This window comes from uncultured Chloroflexus sp. (assembly GCF_938091255.1).
Lineage (GTDB): Bacteria > Chloroflexota > Chloroflexia > Chloroflexales > Chloroflexaceae > Chloroflexus.
Window position 1 is genome coordinate 44,610 of sequence record NZ_CALLJH010000032.1, and the last position, 19,837, is coordinate 64,446.

Sequence of the window (19,837 nt, forward strand, 5' to 3'; positions counted from 1 at the left end):
TATATTAGAAATGACATTCTATCAAGAAGATGATCGTGCAGAAATATCCCTAGAAAATAGAAGATATGTACAGTCACGAGGATGCCAACGGTGTTCGTGCAGATAATTTATAGTTACACTTGCCACCTCACAAGATCAGCGCCCCACGCGGCTCGTGGTATCTTTGTACTATTCTTTACAGTACTAAAATCCTACTAAAATTTTTGCCGTCTTTTTGATATCATGCCAATTAAAGCGGCCTACTTATCCCTTTAGCTCAAGGAGCAACTATGCCACTTCCCTTGATCCCTGCGCTTCTGTTGGGCGGCTCGGTTGTCACTGGCGTGAAGGGTTTGTACGATACCCTCACGGTCACAAGCCAAATGCAAAAGCTAAAACAAGACTATGACAATCGGTGCAAGCAGTACAAGCAGAACAGAGCGAACTATAAGCGGCGATACAATAAAATTAGTCTGCACTTGCAGGCGCTGTACGAGTTGCGTTTGAACGTCTTAGTCACGCTTGGTGAAGCAGTAGCATTTTTGCAGAAGGCCCGCCTCAAGGAGCGTAATCTCTTTGAGGATATCAAGATTTTGCCAGAGCAGCTCGCCGTTTGGGAGGGAGTGTCGCTCCAAGCGGTTGATGTTCTGAAGGGTTTGGCCAAGGGTCTGCATGCAGGAGTTGTCACTGCTTCTGCCATCTATGGTCTGTCGGCAGTGATCGGCACTGCCTCGACCGGCACGCCTATTGCAACGCTCAGTGGCGCTGCCGCGACGAATGCTACCTTGGCTTGGCTAGGGGGCGGTGCCTTGGCTGCTGGTGGTGGCGGTATGGCCCTTGGTACTGCCGTGCTAGGTGGATTGGTAGCAGGGCCGGCGTTGTTGGTGACAGGCTTTTTCGTCAACAGCAAGCTGGAAGAGTTCAAGACTGAAGTCGCTATTAAGACAGCGCAGATGGATGTCGCTGAAGCGGAGATGCGGAAACAGATCGCCGAATTTGACGCCATCCATGCGCAGATAAACGAATTGCAAAAGGCGATGAATCAGAACCAAACCGCTCTCAGAAATGCGCTGGCGTATGCTGATCCCAATAAGCTGGAAGATGTCTATATGGTGGCCAAGCTGGCCAAAGCGCTGGCCGAGCTGCTCAATATCAACGTGATTAATCATTCCCGCAGCGAGGAGGTAATGTGATTCAGAAGGTAGCGACGAGCTTTGTGCGTGCTATGGGCAATTATGCGAACGGTGTAGCGACGCCTGTCAATGCGCTAGCAATCATTGCTGAGTTCGTTAGCTCTCTCAACACGGTCGTGCAAGAGGAGACGAAACGATGCCGAATCGCAGCTCAGCGAGATGTTTTGATCCATGCGATTGAGAGCGAAAAAACTGTGCTCTTAGCATATTTCACGCAGCGCTTTGCTGAGCGAAAGCACGCTCTTGAACAATTCTATCAACTGCTTGAACAGGGTGTGGCGGCGAAAGATCTCAAGAGCATTGATGTCGCGTTGGCAGGTATTCTCGGCATTCTACAAGATAACCCATTGCAGGATCTGGCAGCGTTCGCGAAGCATTGGCGGCGCGAGGATTTTATCATTGAACTGTAGACTATAGGGAAAGGAGGCGCTGATGAGGCGCCTCTTTTGCATTATTCACCGCGCCAGCGGGCTTTGTAATAGCCACAAAGCGATAAGAAACTGCAAGAAATGAACATAATCTCTCTTGTGGATGTTGCGCGTTGTTATGGCGATTTCCCCTCTCCGCGTCCGTGGCGTACTCTGTGGTAAAACGTCGTTCCCTTACCCTAGCCTTCGCAGGGGGCGCCATCCCCTCGGCCCTTCCCCGCTGGGGGCATATGCCCCCACCCTCGCTCCCTTACCTGCTGGGGGTGGGTGTATCGGATGAGGTTTCCGCCGTTGCGCGCGATCCCGGCCCCTCCCCCGCCGGGGATGGGTAGGCGTGCTCCTCCCGCCGGAGGTAGAAGACTGGGAGGGAACCTCGTGCGTTGTGGGGATAGCCCCTAGTCTACGCAGCGGGCTTTGTAAGCCTAGCCCGGCACTTCAGGGCGGGGAAGAACAGGATGGGCACGCAAGCTACATGCCTTACGGCCTCGCCCCTCGCTGGGGTATATGCCCCCACCCCCGGCCCCCCTCCCGCTGGGGGAGGGGAATCGTGCGTACATGCACGATGACGAGGATTCACAACAACTGCCCTCGTCGCTGTTGGCTACTTTTGCGCGAGCAGTGACGAAAACGCAAAGGCGCAAAGGGTTGGTGAGGTGGGGGTATGAGCGGGTTGGCGCCGTTCTGCCAATAAGCCTTGCGTGCTTGGCGCCTTTCGCGGCTTGGCGTTTGTCCACCGTTCAAGTTGCAGCGCAGCAGTTTGCTCAAGCGGTTGAAACGGCGTGGCAAGCGTATCTGCGCGGCGAAGTCGCTACCCAAACCCGCGGCAAAGCCTTACCGCGTACGATGCATCAGTTCGCTACGGTGGAATTGCCGGCGAAGGTGGCTGATCCACAGGCGTGGCCGGCGATTGCCCGCGAAATGCGCATCTTTAATATGTTGGGGGTGGTGGCTAGCTAGGTGTGTGTGAAATGTTCGTACCTACCTTGCAGCGACGAACAACTGGGCCGTCGCCCTGTTTTTGTTCGTTTTGTTGGTTGATCAATCAACATGTGCTGCGCTCCTTGACCAAGGTGGTTGTAGTTTTCTCAGTATTGGGCACGATTAGCGCCATTCGCAATCAACAGACCCGCTAGCTTGGCGTGATGGCGGCCATTGGCGCCGGGCCGCGGGCATCGGCGGCGATGTGTAGGGCGACATCTACACCACGAGCGATGAGCGGCATACCAATCTAGCAACTGTCACGATCTCGATTATGGTATTGCTTATCGGCACGGTAGATGCGCTTGATCTCACTGGCACCCTCAGCATCAACGTGCTTGAACGCCCCCGTGAGATCGGCATTCTGTGCGCCATCGGCGCCAACGACGACGCCATTCGCCGTTACCGAGGGTCTTAGGATTGCGCTACTGGCAGGGTAGGCGGGGTTGCTCTCGCGATCTCGATGAGTTACACGCCGGCCTATAACATTGGTATGGCGTTGCTCAATATTCCATTGCTCTGGACCTACTCGTTCCGGCGATTTGATAACCTCCCCACTTAATACGATCCGCCCGGCACAAACTCGTTGGTGTAGGCCTTCTGCACCTCAACCGGCCCGGCGAGTAACCCTGCTTCCCGCATGAACTGCTCAGTGCGCGTCCATAGTTGGCCATCAGTGTGGCCTAAGCCGTATTGAGCTGTCGTTTCGTTCTGCCAGAAGGGCAAACTCTCTTCCAGCACTTTCCGTTGTAACGCTGGGTCACCGAGTTGGGCTTCGGGAATGAACTGTAAACTGAGATCAAATGCCTCCGCCGGATTAGCCAGCGTATCGGCCAGCCCGCGCAAGCTAGCTCGCACAAACTTCCGCACCAGTTCCGGCTCTTGCGCGATCAATGCTTCACTGACGGCAATACCGTTCGCGGCCAGATTGAAGATATCGGCGGCTAGCAGCACGTTCACCGCAATGCCTTGCTCGCGTAGTTGCACCGGCTCGTTCATGGCGTAACCGGTCGCAACTGGCACTTTATCTTCCATCACCGCTGCTGCTTGGGTGAATCCGATCTCTTGCACGGTCACATCAGCTTCGCTCATACCGCCAGCGTAAAGCGCCGCTAGCAGCGCGTAGAAGCTCTCGCCGAAGCGACCGGGAATGCCGATCGTCTGCCCGCGCAGATCGTTCACGCTCGTCAGAGGTACGTTCGCCTTGGCAAAAAACGCGATCGGGAAGCGTTGGTACAGGGTCATGACCGTCTTGACCGGCAATCCTTGCTGCCGAGCCAAGAGCACCGAGGTGCCGCTCGTAGTGGCAAAGGCTACCCCACTAGCCGGCCATGTTGCTGCCCGTTGTAACACGTCGTTCTCGAAGTTGTAGTCGAAGGTGATTTCTATCCCTTCAGCGGCGTAGTATCCTTTGGCCGCAGCGACGTAGTACGGCGCAAACTGAATGTTTGGGATATACGACATAGCCAGCGTTACTTTGCGCAGTTCCGGCTGTGGGTTGGCCGCCGGTGCGCTCGTAGGAGCAGCCGTTGGCGCCGGAGCCGGTGCGCTGCACGCCGTGATGATGAAGGTGATCAGGGTAAGGAAAAGTACAAAACGCAGTTTCATCATTGTTCCCTCGTTAGAATAGTTGTCATCTGCCTGTTCGCCCGATACGCAAGAGTGCTTCAACCGTGCCAAAGCTGTGTTTACGCTTCCCACCGCACCAACAACCGCTCGAGCAGACCAGCCAATACGTAGAGGGCGAGGGTAATCAGGGCGAGGGTTGCTAGCGCAACAAAGATCAATGGCGTGTCAAACAAGCCGCGAGCAATGTTGATCAACGCCCCTAAGCCGGTACGACCAGCGACAAATTCGCCCACCACCGCGCCGGTTGTGGCCAACGCCAACCCGGTGCGCACGCCGCCGAACAGTACCGGCAGCGCCAGCGGCGCTTCGACGTAGCGCAGCAGTTGCCAGCGGTTCGCCCCGCTAATGTACGCCATCTCAATCAGCTCACGCGGAATGCTACGAATAGCGACGATCGTGCCAATGAGGATCGGCAAGAAGGTAATGAGTGCGGCAACCAGCACCTTCGAGGTCAGACCGGCCCCAAACCAGAGGATGATCAGCGGTGCGACCGCTACTACCGGGATGGCTTGACTCGCTGCGAGCACTGGCGCTATTGCCTGTTCGAGCCAGCGGATATGGGCGAGGGTATAGCCAAGGATCAGCGCGACCATCAACGCCAGCGCAAAACCACCGAGTGCCGCGCTGAGCGTCGCTGCGGTATGTTGCCAGAGCAGCCCGCTGCTCAACGCCTGCCAAAAGCGCGTTGCCACCAGTGCTGGCGAGGGGAGAATGAAAGCCGGGTAGCCGCTGATGTTCACCACCGTCTGCCAGAGCGCAAGCAATGCTATCAGTGTCACCGGCAAGCCGAGCGCCGGCCATTCAAAGCGTCGCCACGGCTTAGGCCGCGGCGCAGTCGTGGGCATTGGGAGCGTTTGCTGCATCGTTACCATCTCCTTTCTGGCGGGGAATCAAAAACCCCCGCCGAGCCAACGCTCTTCGGGGGACAGATACGGGAACAGAGCGGGTAATGATCCCGCCTGCAACGGCAACGAAACGAAGGCGCGCACTGCGCGCGTCGCCCACCATTGCCCATATCTGGATCTTCTTTACATCCGGACTATAACCGTCGGCCCCGGAGTTGCACCGGATCCTGCGTGCCTCTCAACACGCTCGTGGGCTATACCACCGATCGGGAATTTCACCCTGCCCCGAAGATCGTTTGTCATCGGTGATCATAGCATCAATTGTAGGATGGTGTCAAGGATGGGGTGGTTCAGAGTGTTGCGCAGTGTGCCCACGCACCAACCGTATGAGCACCGTTCCCATCTCTCTGAACGGGAAGGGGTGGGTTTCAAACCCGCGCTTGCGCAACGATATCCCCCCTCCCCCCGCGTGGGGGAGGGGCTGGGGGCCATACCCCCTCTCCCCGCGGGGGGGAGGGGCTGGGGGTGGGGGAGGGGCCGGGGGTGGCCTGAATTCTGCCTACTGGCGCTACGCGCACATACAAGACAAGAGCGGAAGCCCCTTGCTAGGCATCATTCGCCACTCGCCGTATAATGAACGTATGAACCAACCCTCATTCTTCGGTCCAGCATTGTTAATAACACTGCTGATCACACTGCCGCTGACTGTAATCAGCGACACAGTCGCCGAGCGAACTGGCTGGCAGTCACTCTGGCTGAGCGGGGCAAGCGTGTTGGTCGGGCTAGAGGCAGTAGCGTTGCGGAGCCGGATGGTGGCCGGCTTGCACGAGACGCAAGGGGGGGCAGTGCGTTATCTGGCTGCCGAGGTGTTCGGCTTGGTGGCGCTAGCCCGCATCGTGGCGACAGTGGGCCAAGGCACCCAAGGCTGGACTGCGATGGGGACATGGATTACTGATCCGCTGGCTGCGTTCGATGCGCCGTTTCTGTTTTGTCTGTTGGCGCTGTTGGCCGTCGCTGTACTCAGCCGCAGCGGAATCGCTGCGATTGCGGCGCTAACACCGAACCCTCCGCTCAAGACTCCGTTACAGAGCTTGGATTTGCTCTTCTACCGCAGTGACGCGACAGCCCGCCGGCAAGCCGCAGTTGCGGCTATCAGTCGCGGAGCCGGCTGGGGTGGGTTAGCGATGCTGGTGGTGTTGGGCCGGCAGAGCGTCCAAACCCCTGCCTCAATCCTGTGGATGGCGCTCTACCTTGCCGGCGGGTTGTGGTTGATCGCGCTGGCCCAACGACGCGCCTTGCTAGCCGATTGGCAGAGCGATGAGGCCGAGATTGCGCCTGAGGTCAACCGGCGCTGGCGCTGGCTGAGCATCGCGACGATCGGGTTAGTTATTCTGTTGGCGCTAGCGTTGCCGGCCCAGCGGTCGCCGCTCGTGCCAGAAGGATGGCGCGAGGGTCTGCTTTTGCTGGGAGGGATCGCGCTGTTAATAGCGATGACTCTCTCGCTGCTCTTCATTGGTCTACTTAGCCTAGTAGCGCTCTTGCCACTGCTCTTACTGATGCTGCTCACCTCGCTGATGAATTCAACAGCTACGCCGGCAACGCCAATCGCTCCGCCAATGGTGCCGCCGCCAGTGCCAAGCGAACCGCCATTGTGGCCCGGCATTGTCTTTTGGATCTGTATCGCGATCTTGACCGGGCTGGCCTTCTGGACAATTGCGCGCCGGCAGGGATGGGTACAGCAGGTGTGGGCGCAATTGCCGGATTGGTGGGCACAGGCGCGCGCACAGTTGCGAAAACGGCGTTTTTGGCGACCGCAGTTGCCCAGAACCACTCAGCGGTTGCGAGCGTCTCATCCGCGGCCTGCCCCGCTCGATGCCGCTATCGTTTCTTACCACGCTGCTCTACGCTACGCTGCGGCCCACGGCTATCCACGCCATCCGCCACAAACCCCGGCTGAGTTTGCCGATAGTACGGCGCAACAATTGGTTGAGGTCGGCGATGAATTGCGCGCCTTGACAGCCGCTTACCACCGCGCCGCCTATGCCGGTCGTGCCTCAGATCGGGCCGAACAGCGACACTTAGGCACACTGCTGCGCCGGTTCCGAAAAAAGGTCAAGGAAAGGTGCAGAGATGGCAAAGGCGTAGAAGGGGAATAACGCAAAGGCGCAGAGGGTGCAAAGGTTTTTGCGATCAGAACGGTCAGGGGCAAGCTCGCACTCCTAGCCGGCCCAATACTTAGCGACCTTTGCGTCTTTGCGTTTCCATCCTTTGCGATCTCTGCGTCTTTGCATTGCTTATACCACCGCTCGTCGCGGCATCAACACCGTATAATCGAAATCGAGCACCACTGCCGGATCATAGTTCCCCTCGGCGTCGCGGTAGGGGAAGTCGTGACAGGGCCGATCTTTGGCAGCGACGGTGCGCACCCGTAGCGCGCCGATGTCATTACGCCCCGGAATCTCTATCTTATCGAGAATTTCTGACCAAGCGTAGATGGTATCACCGGCGAAGCTGGGATTGGTGTGGCGACCACCGTTAATCGCCGCGATGCTGAGCGCGTTGGCCAAGCCATTGAACGAGAGCGAACGGGCGAGACTGATGATGTGCCCACCGTAGACGATCCGTCGACCAAACCGACCTTCACGCTCAACGTGAAGGTTGAAGTGGACGCGGGCCGTGTTCTGGTAGAGGCGAGTGGCCTGCATGTGCTCGGCTTCTTCGATTGTTACGCCATCGATGTGATCGATCTTCTCGCCGACCTCGTAATCTTCCCATAGATACGGGCTGCCGGCGCGGGCCAGATCGTACTGGCCGGGTTGAATGTGGTAAGGTACTACCAGATCAGTCACCGGCACCGAGTCGGGCAGCGGTGGTACAACCGGTTCGGGGGCCGGTGCATCGAGATCGCGTTTACGCACCATCACCCAGCGCATGTACTCAAGTACCGTCTCGTTACGTTGATTCACACCAACTGAATGGACGTAGACTACACCGGTTTTGCCATCTTTGTTCTGGCGCAGACCGATTACCTTAGAGGTAGTCGAGAGGGTATCGCTGGGATACACCACCGCACCAAACCGTCCGCCGGCATAACCAAGGTTGGCGATGGCATTAAGCGAGATGTCAGGCACGGTCTTGCCGAAGACGATATGAAAGACGAGCATGCTATCAATTGGTGCTCGCTCAAGACCTACCGTTTGGGCGAAAGGAGTGGACGACGTAAGCGCGAAACGCGAACCATACAGTGACGTATAGAGCGCAACATCGCCTTCAGTGACGGTGCGCGGCGTGGCATGCACGATCTCTTGACCCAGCCGAAAATCCTCGAAGAAATTGCCGGGATTGGTTTTGTTGCTCATTCGCTGCTCCTTATAGTCGCACAGACGCACAGGCCGGCGCCCATTGCATCTGTGCGGCTCGATCACTGATCGAATCCATACGCTTTCGCTAAGTCAGGGTCTTTTTTGGCAATCATACGGGCAAGGTCAACGATCACCTTGGCTTGCTTCCACGTTGCATCATCTTGCATCTTGCCGTCGATCATTGCCACACCAGAACCATCAGGCATCGCGTCGAGGATTCGCTTGGCGAAGAGCACTTCATTCACATCAGGACTAAAGACGCGCTTGGCAATGGGGATTTGGTTCGGTGCCAGCGACCACGCACCGGTGCAGCCGAGTAAGAAGGCGTTGCGGAACTGAGCTTCGCATGCGGCTTCGTCTTTGAGATCGCCGAAGGGGCCATAAAAAGCGCGCAACCCGTATGAGACGGCCACATCAACCATGCGGGCAATCGTGTAGTGCCAGAGGTCTTGCTGGAAGAAAGCACGCTCAGTGGTACCCTCTTGCGGATCGGCCAGCACGCCGTAGAACGGATGCCCACCACCGACACGTGTCGTCTTCATGCCGCGTGAAGCCGCAAGATCGGCAGGGCCAAGGCTAAAGCCATGCATCCGCGGGCTGGCCCCGGCGATGGCTTCGAGATTGACCATACCCTGTGCTGTCTCAAGCAAGGCATGAATCAAGATCGGCTTTTGAATCTGATGTTTGGCCTCAAGCAACGCCAGATACTGATCAACGAAATGAATATCCCACGGCCCTTCGACCTTAGGGATCATAATCACGTCGAGTTTATTTCCGACGTGGGCAACAATCTCAGCAATATCGTCGAGCACCCATGGGCTATTGAGCGCATTAACTCGCACCCAGAGCGCGGTATCGCCAAAGTCGGTATTGCGGGCTACCTCGATAAAACCGGCTCGCGCCGCTTCTTTGGCGTCGACTGGAATAGCGTCTTCGAGATTGCCACACAGCACATCGACCTGCTTGGCGACTTCGGGAATACGAGCGCGAATCTTTTCGATGTGAGGCGGGAAGAAATGAACCACCCGTTCGGGCCGTACCGGCAATTCGCGCATCGGCTGGGGCGCGCCGATGGCGAGTGGCTGGTAGAAATTGCGTGCTAGCTTGTGCATCATATCCTCCTTGCAATACATCAGACGCAACGGTAGCGCACGACGCGAAAGGTTGGAACGCAAAAGCACGCAGACGCAGGGATATGTTGGCCAATGGCCTCTAAAGTAGCGTTCGTCTGCAAGCGCGCTCGCGCTTCACCGCCTACTTTCAGCCTCTTGCCTGCGCAACCTTGCGACGCTGGGACAACCTACGTTGCATTACTCCAAGACCTCAGGTCCGGCAACGATACCTTCATCGTGCAGGCGGCCTACCTCACCCTCACTCAGTCCGAGCACTTCGAGCAAAATCTCGTCGGTATGCTCACCGAGACGAGGTGCAGGCTGCACCGGTACACGTGGTACTTGACTAAAATCAAGGGGAGAACCCGCCATCAGGTACGACCCGATACCGGGCTGTTCCACCATCGCAAACATTGGGTTATCGGTTGAGCAATCGGGATCGTGGGAAATCGCTTCGCGCACCGTGCGGTACGGCCCCCATGTTACACGGTGTTGCTCGAAAATGCGTTGCACCTCGGCGAAGGTGCGAGCGTGGAACCAAGGCTCAAGCAAAGCTGCGATTTCACGGCGAGCGCGGAACCGGTCGCCCTCGTCATCCATATTCAGACCGAGACGCTGGCCGAGCGCGGTGAAGGCATCGGCTAAGCCGGTCGCTTTCCCAAGCGCCTTCCATTGTAAATCGGTTAGGCCGACTACCATCACCCGCTTACCGTCGAGCGTCTCGAAATCACGGCCAAACGCGCCATAGAGATAATTGCCCTGCTTTGGCCGGTCGGTATCGTTAATCATCACCTCGGCAATCATACCGAGATGGCCGATCATCGCCAATCCCACGTCTTTCAAGGCGAGCTTCACCAATTGCCCCTCGCCGGTCAGCCGCCGGTGCCGCTCAGCGGCAAGCAGCCCGAGCGCGATCATCTGACCGGTGATCAGGTCCCATGCCGGTAACACGTGGTTAACGACTTCAGGCGAGCTGAAGGGGCCGGTCATGAAGGGTAAGCCGAGTTGCGGATTGACCGTGTAGTCAACCTCTGAGCCGCCGTCACGCCGCCCCATCAGATTGACCATGACGAGATCGGCGCGATGGCGTTTCAACGCCTCGTAACTGAGCCAGCCACGAGCTGGAAAGTTCGTAATAAACAGACCGGCGTTATCACCCGGCGCACAGATCAGTTGAGTAAGCAGCTCTTGACCACGAGGATGGCGAATATCAACAGCGATTGAGCGTTTACCCTTATTCAAGCCCGACCAAAATAGGCTATGCTTTCCATCGAGCGTCACCGGCCAGCGTTTATAGTCGAGACCACCGCCAATCGGGTCAAAGCGGATGACTTCGGCACCCAACTGAGCCAAGGTCATCCCGCCAAGCGGCGCCGCAACGAAGGCCGATCCCTCGACCACGCGCATGCCATGGAGAATGCCAGTCATTGCGATTGCCTCTTCATCATCACCCGCAAAGGCGCGAAGCCGTAGCAATGAATCTTGTCTTTGCACCCCTTCACGCCTTTGCGTCTCCGCTAAATCACTCGCTTCGCACGCAATTCACCAATTTGCTCATCATTCATTCCTAGCCACTCGCGCAACACCTCATCGGTATGCTCGCCGAGTTTCGGACCAAGCGAGCGGATCTTACCGGGAGTTTCCGACAGTTTCGGCACAATGTTCGGCATAATCAACGTCTCGCCGATACTCGGCTCATCGATTGCAACAAGGTTACGGCGCGCATGCACATGACGGTCGCCAAAGAAATCGGCAATATCATTGAGCGGCGCCGCAGGAGTAGCGGTCGCGTAGCAGCGTTCGAGCACCTCGGCCCGGGTCAGCGAGCTGCACCAGTCGCGCACAATCTCATTGACATCGCTGGCATGGGCCAATCGCACCTTCTGATCACCATAGACACTCGACGAAGCCAATTCAGGACGACCCATCGCATTCGCAAGGCGGGCAAAGAGCTTGTCAGTCGCACATGAGATTGCGACCCACTTGCCGTCTTTGGTCTGAAAGTGGCCGTGGGGACAGGCAAACTCGTTGTGGTGCGAACCGTGGCGCTCACGGACTTTACCGTACATCCCGTAGGCCGGCACCAACTCATCGCTACAGCGGAACACCGACTCGTAAAGGGCAGCATCAATATACTGACCACACCCGGTCTCATCGCGATAGCGCAACGCCATGAGGACACCAATACAGCCGTACAAACCGGTCATATAATCGGCCAACGTTGTTGAACCCGGCGTCACCGGTGTGCCCCTTGGCATACCAGCGAGGTAGGCGATCCCACCGACGGCGTGTGCGATACGAGCAAAACCGGGCCGATCACGATAGGGGCCAGTCTGACCATAACCGGTCACCCGCAACATGATCAGTCGCGGGTTAATCTTGCGCAGAACATCCCAACCTAACCCCCACTTTTCTAAGGTACCGGTGCGGAAATTCTCGCACAACACATCGGTTTGGGCAACCAGCTCTTTAAAGAGACGAGCACCTTCAGGATGCTGCAAATTAATAGTTACCGACCGTTTATTCCGCGACTCGCTCAGCCATGTGAGAGTATCGCCGCGCGAGGTCGGCGTGCCAAATCGGCGCAGCGCGTCACCACCAATCGGATGTTCTACCTTTAGCACATCGGCGCCAAACTCACCCAACAGTGTCGCACAGAAGGGCGCAGCAATGACGGTTGCAGCATCAATGACCCGAATGCCGGCGAGTGGCAACGTCGCATCAGTTTCAGCCATCGTATCTACCTCGTGGTAATGAAATGATACTCAAACACGCTGGTTCCTATCTTTGGCTCAAATAATCTTGCGGCTCCGCAATTGCTTTATCTCTTCAGCAGAGATATCGAGGAGTTCGCGTAACACCTCGTAGGTAGCGTTGCCCAACGGCGGGCCAAGGTTGGTAATCCGACCGGGCGTTTCAGAAAGCACGGGTATGACATTCGGCACCACTACCTCACCAACCCCCTCAGCCTCAACTCGAGCCAGATTGCCACGTGCCCGGAAATGTTCATCGTTGAACATATCGGCGATGCTGTTCAACGGGCCGACCGGTACCTCTTTTTCCAGACAACGGCGCATCACTTCATCACGGGTAAGTGAACCAACCCAGTCGATAGTAATTTGGTTCACTACATCGCGCGCCGCCAATCGCTTCCGTTGATCACCGTACAACTCTGGGGAAGCAAGTTCTGGCCGTTCCATCGCTTCGGCTAGCCGCTCGAACATTTTGTCGGTTGTGCAAGCAATCGCCACCCACTTGCCATCTTTGGTGCGAAAATGGCCGTGGGGAACGGCAATAAAACTGCCAGCTCCTTCACGCTCACGAATCTTGCCAAACAAGCCGTAAGCGGGCGCAATTTCGTCGAGAATGCGAAAGACCGCTTCGTAAATACCAACATCTATCAATTGACCACGACCAGTCTTTGCACGATGGCGAAGTGCAATCAAGATACCGATCGCGCCGAACAGACTCGCAATGTAATCACCGAGCGGCGCCGTTCCCGGCAATACCGGCGTTTCACCGGGGAAACCTGCCAGATACGAAAGACCGCTAAAAGCGTGGGCAATGTGGGCAAAGCCAGAACGACGACGATAGGGGCCGGTTTGACCATAACCCGATACCCGCAGCATAATCAGGCCGGGATTGGTTGCTTGCAACGTTGGCCATGACAACCCCCACTCTTCCATTGTGCCGGGGCGAAAGTTCTCAATCAAGATATCCGACTTCGCCACCAGTTTGAGAAACAGATTGACACCTTCGGGCTGACGCAAATCGATTGTCACTGATTTCCGATTGCGCGCCTCACTTAACCAAGCGAGCGAAGCATCGTGGCGCGTCGTTGGTGTACCGAAGCGCCGCATCGGATCGCCACCAATGGGGTGTTCGACTTTCAGCACCTCAGCGCCAAATTCTCCCAAGATCGAAGCAGCATACGGGCCGGCAAGAAAGTTGCCAACATCAATCACCCGGATACCGCTGAGGGGCAAACGATCATGGTCGTTGGTACGCTCTGTAACAGGATTGGGAACCTCGGGATTAGCAACTTGCTCAACGTCTGGAACAGCCGGTTGGTTCGATACTGATGCCTCTTCAGTTGCCGATCCCTCAGGTGCATCAGTGGTCTGATGAGTGGGCTTTGCTGAGCGGACACCCTTTGCCATCATTCATGCTCCTCTTCGCCATACTTTCGTACAGATGAACAACAACATGCAACGCTTCTCTACACTGAGAGCGACGAGGTGAAGCTGCAAGCAACCGTTATTCTTTGCCCGCAGAAATCACACTGAGTCTGGCCCTACACACTGGGCACTACTTGATCGTGATTTCTGAGCAGAAAAGAACGTTGCTAAGGTCGTGGAATCCGCTGTGAAGAGTCCATAACCTCGACAAAAGCTGTAGCTCCGATACCGGATTGAATTCTGAAGTCCATAACGTAGGCAATAACTAAGCCCTGCCACATGCCCGTCATGCCACCATGGCTACAGAACATCGTATGTGATTGGTCTCACTACGTAGGTAATTGGTGCAATTGTACCATATCACAAGGGATACGATTACGCAATTGCTAGATTCCAACTTTTAACTCTGAGTTGATATAAGGAAACACTTAGAGCAGGATGATGCCGTAAGGTTATGGAAACCCAGCGCAATCTTGAGGGTCGGCTGATTGTGACGCATCTTGTTCATAGTACAATGAAGGTATTCCCGCATCAAGTAACAGCGCACACCAGCAAAAGGAGGCGGTTCTGCTATGAGCAGCGAAGATTGGACGGCGTGGATCGGACGAACTGAGGTAGTTGAGGATGATATTTGTCTTGCGCAGGCGCTGGCTGCGGCAGCAACCTTAGAGCCGCTCTCATCACCAACCGCCGGCACGGCACTGCCACCGCTCTGGCATTGGTTCTACTTTTTACCGCGCGCACCTCAATCAAAACTTGGCAGTGATGGTCACCCGCAGCGTGGCGGCTTTATTCCGCCCATTCCCTATCCGCGACGCATGTTTGCCGGCGCGCGTATCCGCTTTCACCAGCCGTTGCTGATCGGGCAGCCGGCCCGCCGTGAGGGGATTATCCGCAATATCAGCCAAAAAACCGGGCGCACCGGGCCGCTAGCCTTTGTTACGGTCGGTTATCAGATCTTCCAAAATGAGATGCTTTGTATCGAAGAAGAGCAAGATATTGTCTACCGCGAACCGGGTGCGCCGGTGCCGGCGCCGGTACCGGTTGAGCTGCCGCCAGTGACTGATGCAATCACTCGTACCGTCACCCCCGACACCCGGCTGTTGTTCCGCTTCTCGGCCTTGACCTTCAACGCGCACCGCATCCACTACGACCGGCCCTACGCCCAACAGGAAGAGGGCTACCCCGGCTTGGTTGTGCATGGCCCGCTGGTCGCGGTGTTGTTGATGGAACTGGCCCGTCACAACACAACCCGCCCAATCACTGGCTTTAGCTTCCGCAGCCAAGCGCCGATCTTCGATCTCGCCCCCTTCCGGTTGATTGCCCGCTTCGGCGAAGATCGCGTTGAGCTGGAAGCGCAGGGGCCTGATGGGGCAACGGCGTTGAGCGCCACAGCAGCCTTAGGGAACAACTAACCCTCGTAAAGCCGCACGGCGGTGCGGCGCTCACGATCGCGCGGCTCCCACGGCAGCTCTAAAAGCTGGAAACTAATGAAACAAACGAATGGTAGCTACCATTCGTTTGTTTTTTGCTGATTCGCTCTTTAATCCTTCAATAAATTGTGAACATACTCACACATTTTCTGCAACAAAAAGCACAATGTATATCAAACAGATCATACTACAATTCTCTGTGGTAATATCTTCACTCACTTTTTGTTCTTGATTTGCTATATGTGAGCTACGAGTTCTTCCCGCTTGAGACACAAATAAACCGATCGGTTCTGCGCTCGAGGGAGTGAGCATCCAGTTGCTGTAACCCGCATCTTCGAACAGCGTGCGTAGCATACGCTGCGCAGATGCGCAGTACCAACGTTGTGTTACGCGCGGGGGAATTACTGGTCGTCGTTCATAACGCAACCAATGCTAGAAAGGAGCCCAGCCCGTGGAAGCAGAAATGCAACTGTTCGTGGACTCGTTGCGCAAGAACATCACCGCCGAAGATGTGGTCAACTTTGAAGCGTGCATGGACTGCAAGATGTGCGGCGAGGCATGCGCGTGGTACCTCGTCACCGGCGAAGAGAAGCTGCATCCCACCCACAAGACCGGCTTCATCCGTCAGATTTATCAGCGGTATTTGACGATCGAAGGCCGGATTGGCGGTGCACTGGGGCTGGTGCCGACGCCGACGGTGGAAGACCTGAAAGAGAATATGCAGTACTTCTGGGCCTGTACCGCCTGCGGTCGTTGTACGCTGGCCTGCCCGTCGGGTATCAGCATTCGCCGTATGGTGCGGCTGGCCCGCGCCGCCTATTCTGATTCGGGCTTGAGCAACGCTAATCCGACCATCCGCTCGATCGTCGAAAACACCGATCGCTACCGCCACAGCTTTGGCCTCACCGCTGCACAGGTGCTCGGTCGAGTTGGCCTTTTCTTGCGCAGTGAGGGCCTTGAAGTTCCGGTTAATGTGCATGGCGCCGAGATGCTCTTTGTCTGCCCAGCAGCCGGCAATACGAAAATTCCCGATTATGGCATCAAATTGATTAAAATCCTTAACGCTGCCGGTGTAAGTTATACGATTTCGCCCTATGTGATTGACACCGGTACTGAAATCGATCATATTGCCGTTCATCACAACCTGTCGAAGCAAATGTTGCTGGATTGGGAAAATGAAGCCGATCGCTTGAGCGTGAAGGCGATCTTGCTGGTGGAGTGCGGATGCGATACGCGTACATTGTACGCCGAAGCGACTGAGACGCTGGGCCGCTCGTTCCGCTATCCGATCATCAGTGTCGATTCGTTGATGCTCGACCTGATCCGGCAGGGCCGCTTGCCGATCGAGAAGACCGATCTGAAGGTGACGCTACACGATCCCTGCTACGCCACGCGCTTGTCGGGGCTGGGTGATCTCTTCCGCGAGCTGCTGACCCTTGTAACCGATAACTTCATCGAGATGACTCCCAATCGCGAGCACAACTATTGCTGCAACGGCGGCGCCGGCGGTATGCGTCTGCCAGAAAACACCAACCTGCGACGCAAGATTTCGGTGCTGAAAGCGAACCAGATCCGCGCCACCAGTGCAGATTATGTCACCTCGCCATGCGTGGTCTGCACATTGTCGTTGGAAGACACCTGCCAGACCTACAACCTCTCCCCCACCGGCGAACGCATGGCGCTGGTGCTATTTGAAGTGGTCTACGCGGCAATGGAGCCGGCGTTAGCCAAGCGGGGCGAACTTGATCGGATGCGGGTACCCGCCGAGCTGCGTAACCGTGACCGCGAGTTCTTTATCGAACATAGCATTGAAGGCCAGATGGCGACGCTGATGCAGCAGCCCGACTTCCCGGCTTTGCTCGATTGGTTGGAGAAGGACGATATCGTCAAGCGGTTTAGTAAAGACCATCCGCAGGTCTACGAGCAGTTACGCGCGCTGCGTGAGATGTCGCTCGATCCAGAGTGCTGTTCGTAAGCAGGCGCCACCGCTAGAGGAGGGGACGCGGAAGGTGCGGTCTTGTCCCCTCCCTTCCCCGCTGGGGGAGGGTGTAAGCAATCCGAGTAGGAGGGTTGAAAGCCATGCACTTCTCCATCTCGCACTAGCAGACAAAGAACAACGGCGGGCCTGTAGTCCGCAGATTAAGACGGTGCCTGTCATTATGACAAACAATGTTGCGCAGGGGCATATACCGAGAAACGACGGTGCGTCTACGTGCCAAGAAAGTGTTTACAAACCAATATCTACCATCCGCTGAGGAGGTGTGTGATGATTGAACTGTTGAATGCAATCGCACCGGTGGCGGTGGCGATCTTTGTGGTTGGAGTTGGGTTGCGGTTGGGACGGTTTGCTACAGCGCTGATCACGAAACGCCATCCGCACGGCGTGTCGCCGACCTTCGTGTCACCGCCGCGCCAGTTAGGTTTTTTCGAGGCATTGAACGCCGTGCTCTTCGGCCCATTCAAGCATTTTTATCGGCGCTCGAATCCGGTGTGGGGTCGAGGTTACCTGCTCTATCACGTGGCGATTATTACTGAAGTGGTTGGCTATAGCATCTCGGCACTGATCGTCTTTGCCAACATCCTTCTCGCTCGGCCGGTGCCCGATGTGGCCGCGCACCTCGAAGTCAGTTACAACTATTCGCCGGCTAATCTCCTTGCCATCATTTTTGGCAATGGCGAAGCGCTACAGGCCCACTTTCTGTTTGGTAGCTTCGCCCCCTACTTTATCGGAATTACATGGGTGGCGGTAGCCTTTGCCGTGGCCGGTAATCTGCACCTGATGATCGCACTGTTCCGTAAATGGAGCGGCGCCGTGGTGGGGGATATCGATCACGCCTCAACAGGCATCCGCACGCCGGGTCGCTTGCCGTGGGATCGAGTCGTGATCCGCCCGATCATCTTCTGTATTATCTGGACGGAGCTGCTGGCCCGTTTGCACATTGTGCCCGGTATTGTCTACTTCCATGCCTTGCTCGGTTTAACCCTGTTTGTCTTGTTACCGTTCACGTATCTGTTCCATATGGCCTACAACTTCCTCGCCATCTTTTACGCAGTGCGGCGGCGGATGGCGCGCACGATTGCGTGAACGTATAGCTTCGTTACGTCGGGGCAACGACCCGTTCGGCGCCGGCGTAGATATTGCACGATGCGCCGCGCAGGAAGCCGATTAGGGTTAGGTTGAAGTGCTGAGCTACTGTGATGGCAAGTTCTGATGGCGCGCCGACGGCAACCACGATTGGGATGCGCGCCATCAGTGCTTTTTGCATGATCTCGAAACTGGCCCGCCCGCTGACCAGCAATACCGATTGGCGCAAGAGATCGAGCTGGCCAGCAAGCAGGTGTGCGCCAATCAGTTTGTCAAGCGCATTGTGGCGCCCAATATCTTCGTATATTGCCAGCAATCGGCCATCCGGCGTAAAGAGCGCAGCAGCGTGTAGACCACCAGTACGGGCAAAGAGGTCTTGCGCCTGCCGGAGCGTTTTGTCGAGGCCGGCCAATGCCGCACCTGAGACGCGCACCGGTGGATCATCGGCCAACGGTGCGCAGCCGCGCAAACGCAACGCTTCTAGCGATGCCTTGCCACATACCCCACACGACGACGAGACGATAAAGATTCGGCGGGCATGGTCAAGATCAAGGGGTACATCGGGGCGGAGCGTGACGATGAGTGTATTAAACTGCGCTTCTTCATCGGCATCAACGCAGTAGCGGATGGTAACGATGTCATAGCGGTTGTTGATCATACCTTCGCTGAAGAGAAAACCGGCAGCTAGCTCGATATCAGCGCCCGGCGTGCGCATGAGGGTGGCAAGCGAGAGGGCGTGTGTGCCGCTCGGTACGGCAAGCCGCATCTCGAGCGGCTCTTCGACAACGACCGCATCTTTCTCGTGTTGCCAGCGTCCGTCACGGATTTTGACTACGGTACGCCGACGAATGGTTGCACGGGTAATCATTCGGATGCGCCTTTGTTGATTGATGATTGGCGTAGTGGTAGGAGCAGCAAGGGTAAAACTTACCCCTTCCCCCACTATCTATGCCGATGGTGATTGCCGATGAATGCTCACCACTGCCTTGTACGCCGGCACTCCCGACCCCGGATCGCGCCGGCGGGCGTCGATTAAGACATTGCCTTCTGGCCAATGCACCTGAATGTTGCCCGGTTTGAGCGGCGCAAACTTGATCCGGGCCTGCATTTCGCCCACTTCCGACCGCAATACCACCCACTCGCCCTCATGCAGGCCCAACCGCACCGCATCGTCGGGGTTGATCAGAACGTCATCACGTGCTGCACCGTTCAACGGATCGCGCTCGGCATGCACCAGCGAGTTGAACTGCTTGCCGCGCCGGGTCTTGAGCACAAACATCCCCGGCGGCAATTGGGTTTGCGGCGGCGTCAGCGGGGTAAAGCGCGCTTTGCCGTCGGGAGTGGCAAAGCACCCGTCACGGCACAAGATGCGCCCACCCCATTGCACATGATCGCCAGCCTTGCGCAGACGCTGAATACCGTCGTACTCAGGCACGACCCGGGCAATCTCTTCCCGGATCTGCTGGCCATCGGCAAACCGGATCAGACGCGATCGTTCGGGGTAGGTTCGTTCGGCCACCTGCATGAGAATTTCCCACTCGCTGCGTGCTTCGCCGGGAGGCGGCGTAATGAACGGCGAGAAGATAATCTCGCGCTCGGTAGAGGTTTCAGTACC

The 19,837-nt window shown here is 56.7% G+C and carries 17 protein-coding genes and 1 riboswitch; of the genes, 8 read left to right on the forward strand and 9 right to left on the reverse strand.

Features of this window, described 5'->3' with window-relative positions; genetic code table 11:
- The first annotated feature begins 269 nt into the window (after window positions 1–269).
- From Q1A00_RS11575 to Q1A00_RS11590, 4 genes are all read left to right on the forward strand, one after another.
- Window positions 270–1,172 carry a hypothetical protein gene (locus Q1A00_RS11575; protein ID WP_299756897.1) on the forward strand — a complete coding sequence of 301 codons (903 nt, stop codon included), beginning with the start codon at window positions 270–272 and terminating at the stop codon, window positions 1,170–1,172.
- A complete protein-coding gene (locus tag Q1A00_RS11580) occupies window positions 1,169–1,582 on the forward strand; it encodes a hypothetical protein (protein ID WP_298404783.1) in 414 nt (137 codons plus the stop codon). Before Q1A00_RS11575 ends, Q1A00_RS11580 begins: the two co-directional genes overlap by 4 nt.
- 744 nt (window positions 1,583–2,326) lie before the next feature.
- The gene (locus tag Q1A00_RS11585) at window positions 2,327–2,557 is read left to right on the forward strand and encodes a hypothetical protein (protein WP_299756900.1); all 231 of its coding nucleotides are present in this window, start codon (window positions 2,327–2,329) and stop codon (window positions 2,555–2,557) included.
- A gap of 295 nt (window positions 2,558–2,852) precedes the next feature.
- Entirely contained in the window at window positions 2,853–2,996 is a 144-nt protein-coding gene (locus Q1A00_RS11590; RefSeq protein WP_298404789.1) for a hypothetical protein, read from the forward strand.
- A 140-nt stretch (window positions 2,997–3,136) separates the two neighbouring features.
- Here Q1A00_RS11590 and Q1A00_RS11595 read toward each other — a convergent pair whose 3' ends face one another.
- Both Q1A00_RS11595 and Q1A00_RS11600 read right to left on the reverse strand, forming a co-directional pair.
- A complete protein-coding gene (locus tag Q1A00_RS11595) occupies window positions 3,137–4,189 on the reverse strand; it encodes an ABC transporter substrate-binding protein (RefSeq protein ID WP_298404792.1) in 1,053 nt (350 codons plus the stop codon).
- Window positions 4,190–4,266: 77 nt separating this feature from the next.
- On the reverse strand, window positions 4,267–5,070 hold the full coding sequence (locus Q1A00_RS11600; protein WP_298482752.1) for an ABC transporter permease: 804 nt from the start codon (window positions 5,068–5,070) through the stop codon (window positions 4,267–4,269).
- 154 nt (window positions 5,071–5,224) lie between these two features.
- Window positions 5,225–5,349: riboswitch (FMN riboswitch) on the reverse strand.
- Window positions 5,350–5,693: 344 nt separating this feature from the next.
- Between Q1A00_RS11600 and Q1A00_RS11605 the strand changes: the two genes are divergently transcribed.
- Window positions 5,694–7,208: a DUF4129 domain-containing protein gene (locus Q1A00_RS11605; protein WP_299756904.1), complete on the forward strand. Its 1,515-nt coding sequence runs from the start codon at window positions 5,694–5,696 to the stop codon at window positions 7,206–7,208.
- A 138-nt stretch (window positions 7,209–7,346) separates the two neighbouring features.
- Here the strand turns inward: Q1A00_RS11605 and Q1A00_RS11610 are convergent, their stop codons facing one another.
- The 5 genes from Q1A00_RS11610 to Q1A00_RS11630 all read right to left on the reverse strand — a co-directional run bounded on the left by Q1A00_RS11610 (window position 7,347) and on the right by Q1A00_RS11630 (window position 13,686).
- Window positions 7,347–8,411, reverse strand: coding sequence for a MaoC family dehydratase (locus Q1A00_RS11610; protein ID WP_299756907.1), 1,065 nt, complete (start codon window positions 8,409–8,411; stop codon window positions 7,347–7,349).
- A gap of 62 nt (window positions 8,412–8,473) precedes the next feature.
- Window positions 8,474–9,526, reverse strand: coding sequence for a CoA ester lyase (locus Q1A00_RS11615; RefSeq protein ID WP_298483312.1), 1,053 nt, complete (start codon window positions 9,524–9,526; stop codon window positions 8,474–8,476).
- Window positions 9,527–9,724: 198 nt separating this feature from the next.
- A complete protein-coding gene (locus tag Q1A00_RS11620; protein ID WP_366917426.1) occupies window positions 9,725–10,954 on the reverse strand; it encodes a 2-methylfumaryl-CoA isomerase in 1,230 nt (409 codons plus the stop codon).
- 89 nt (window positions 10,955–11,043) lie between these two features.
- Window positions 11,044–12,261 carry a CaiB/BaiF CoA-transferase family protein gene (locus tag Q1A00_RS11625; protein ID WP_298483314.1) on the reverse strand — a complete coding sequence of 406 codons (1,218 nt, stop codon included), beginning with the start codon at window positions 12,259–12,261 and terminating at the stop codon, window positions 11,044–11,046.
- Window positions 12,262–12,318: 57 nt separating this feature from the next.
- Window positions 12,319–13,686, reverse strand: a complete 1,368-nt coding sequence (locus Q1A00_RS11630) for a CaiB/BaiF CoA-transferase family protein (protein ID WP_298483315.1) — start codon at window positions 13,684–13,686, stop codon at window positions 12,319–12,321.
- Between the two features lie 590 nt (window positions 13,687–14,276).
- On the opposite strand from Q1A00_RS11630, the gene Q1A00_RS11635 reads away from it, so the two are divergent.
- From Q1A00_RS11635 to Q1A00_RS11645, 3 genes are all read left to right on the forward strand, one after another.
- On the forward strand, window positions 14,277–15,119 hold the full coding sequence (locus Q1A00_RS11635; RefSeq protein WP_298483316.1) for an acyl-CoA dehydrogenase: 843 nt from the start codon (window positions 14,277–14,279) through the stop codon (window positions 15,117–15,119).
- Window positions 15,120–15,588: 469 nt separating this feature from the next.
- The gene (locus tag Q1A00_RS11640; protein ID WP_299756916.1) at window positions 15,589–17,112 is read left to right on the forward strand and encodes a (Fe-S)-binding protein; all 1,524 of its coding nucleotides are present in this window, start codon (window positions 15,589–15,591) and stop codon (window positions 17,110–17,112) included.
- 291 nt (window positions 17,113–17,403) lie between these two features.
- Window positions 17,404–18,222 carry a hypothetical protein gene (locus tag Q1A00_RS11645; RefSeq protein WP_299756919.1) on the forward strand — a complete coding sequence of 273 codons (819 nt, stop codon included), beginning with the start codon at window positions 17,404–17,406 and terminating at the stop codon, window positions 18,220–18,222.
- A gap of 13 nt (window positions 18,223–18,235) precedes the next feature.
- On the opposite strand, the gene fdhD is transcribed toward Q1A00_RS11645, so the two are convergent.
- Together fdhD and Q1A00_RS11655 are read right to left on the reverse strand one after the other, a co-directional pair.
- Window positions 18,236–19,090: a formate dehydrogenase accessory sulfurtransferase FdhD gene (gene fdhD / locus Q1A00_RS11650; protein ID WP_299756922.1), complete on the reverse strand. Its 855-nt coding sequence runs from the start codon at window positions 19,088–19,090 to the stop codon at window positions 18,236–18,238.
- 78 nt (window positions 19,091–19,168) lie between these two features.
- Window positions 19,169–19,837, reverse strand: a 669-nt coding sequence (locus Q1A00_RS11655) for a molybdopterin dinucleotide binding domain-containing protein (protein ID WP_299756925.1), incomplete at its 5' end; no start/stop codon positions are given.

Coding starts and splice junctions, on each gene's coding strand:
- Q1A00_RS11645 (WP_299756919.1), top strand. CDS start 17,404: ATGATTGAACTGTTGAATGCAATCGCACCGGTGGCGGTGGCGATCTTT.
- Q1A00_RS11620 (WP_366917426.1), bottom strand. CDS start 10,954: ATGACTGGCATTCTCCATGGCATGCGCGTGGTCGAGGGATCGGCCTTC.
- Q1A00_RS11600 (WP_298482752.1), bottom strand. CDS start 5,070: ATGCAGCAAACGCTCCCAATGCCCACGACTGCGCCGCGGCCTAAGCCG.
- Q1A00_RS11575 (WP_299756897.1), top strand. CDS start 270: ATGCCACTTCCCTTGATCCCTGCGCTTCTGTTGGGCGGCTCGGTTGTC.
- Q1A00_RS11595 (WP_298404792.1), bottom strand. CDS start 4,189: ATGATGAAACTGCGTTTTGTACTTTTCCTTACCCTGATCACCTTCATC.
- Q1A00_RS11590 (WP_298404789.1), top strand. CDS start 2,853: ATGGTATTGCTTATCGGCACGGTAGATGCGCTTGATCTCACTGGCACC.
- Q1A00_RS11615 (WP_298483312.1), bottom strand. CDS start 9,526: ATGCACAAGCTAGCACGCAATTTCTACCAGCCACTCGCCATCGGCGCG.
- Q1A00_RS11605 (WP_299756904.1), top strand. CDS start 5,694: ATGAACCAACCCTCATTCTTCGGTCCAGCATTGTTAATAACACTGCTG.
- Q1A00_RS11635 (WP_298483316.1), top strand. CDS start 14,277: ATGAGCAGCGAAGATTGGACGGCGTGGATCGGACGAACTGAGGTAGTT.
- Q1A00_RS11625 (WP_298483314.1), bottom strand. CDS start 12,261: ATGGCTGAAACTGATGCGACGTTGCCACTCGCCGGCATTCGGGTCATT.
- fdhD (WP_299756922.1), bottom strand. CDS start 19,090: ATGATTACCCGTGCAACCATTCGTCGGCGTACCGTAGTCAAAATCCGT.
- Q1A00_RS11610 (WP_299756907.1), bottom strand. CDS start 8,411: ATGAGCAACAAAACCAATCCCGGCAATTTCTTCGAGGATTTTCGGCTG.
- Q1A00_RS11630 (WP_298483315.1), bottom strand. CDS start 13,686: ATGGCAAAGGGTGTCCGCTCAGCAAAGCCCACTCATCAGACCACTGAT.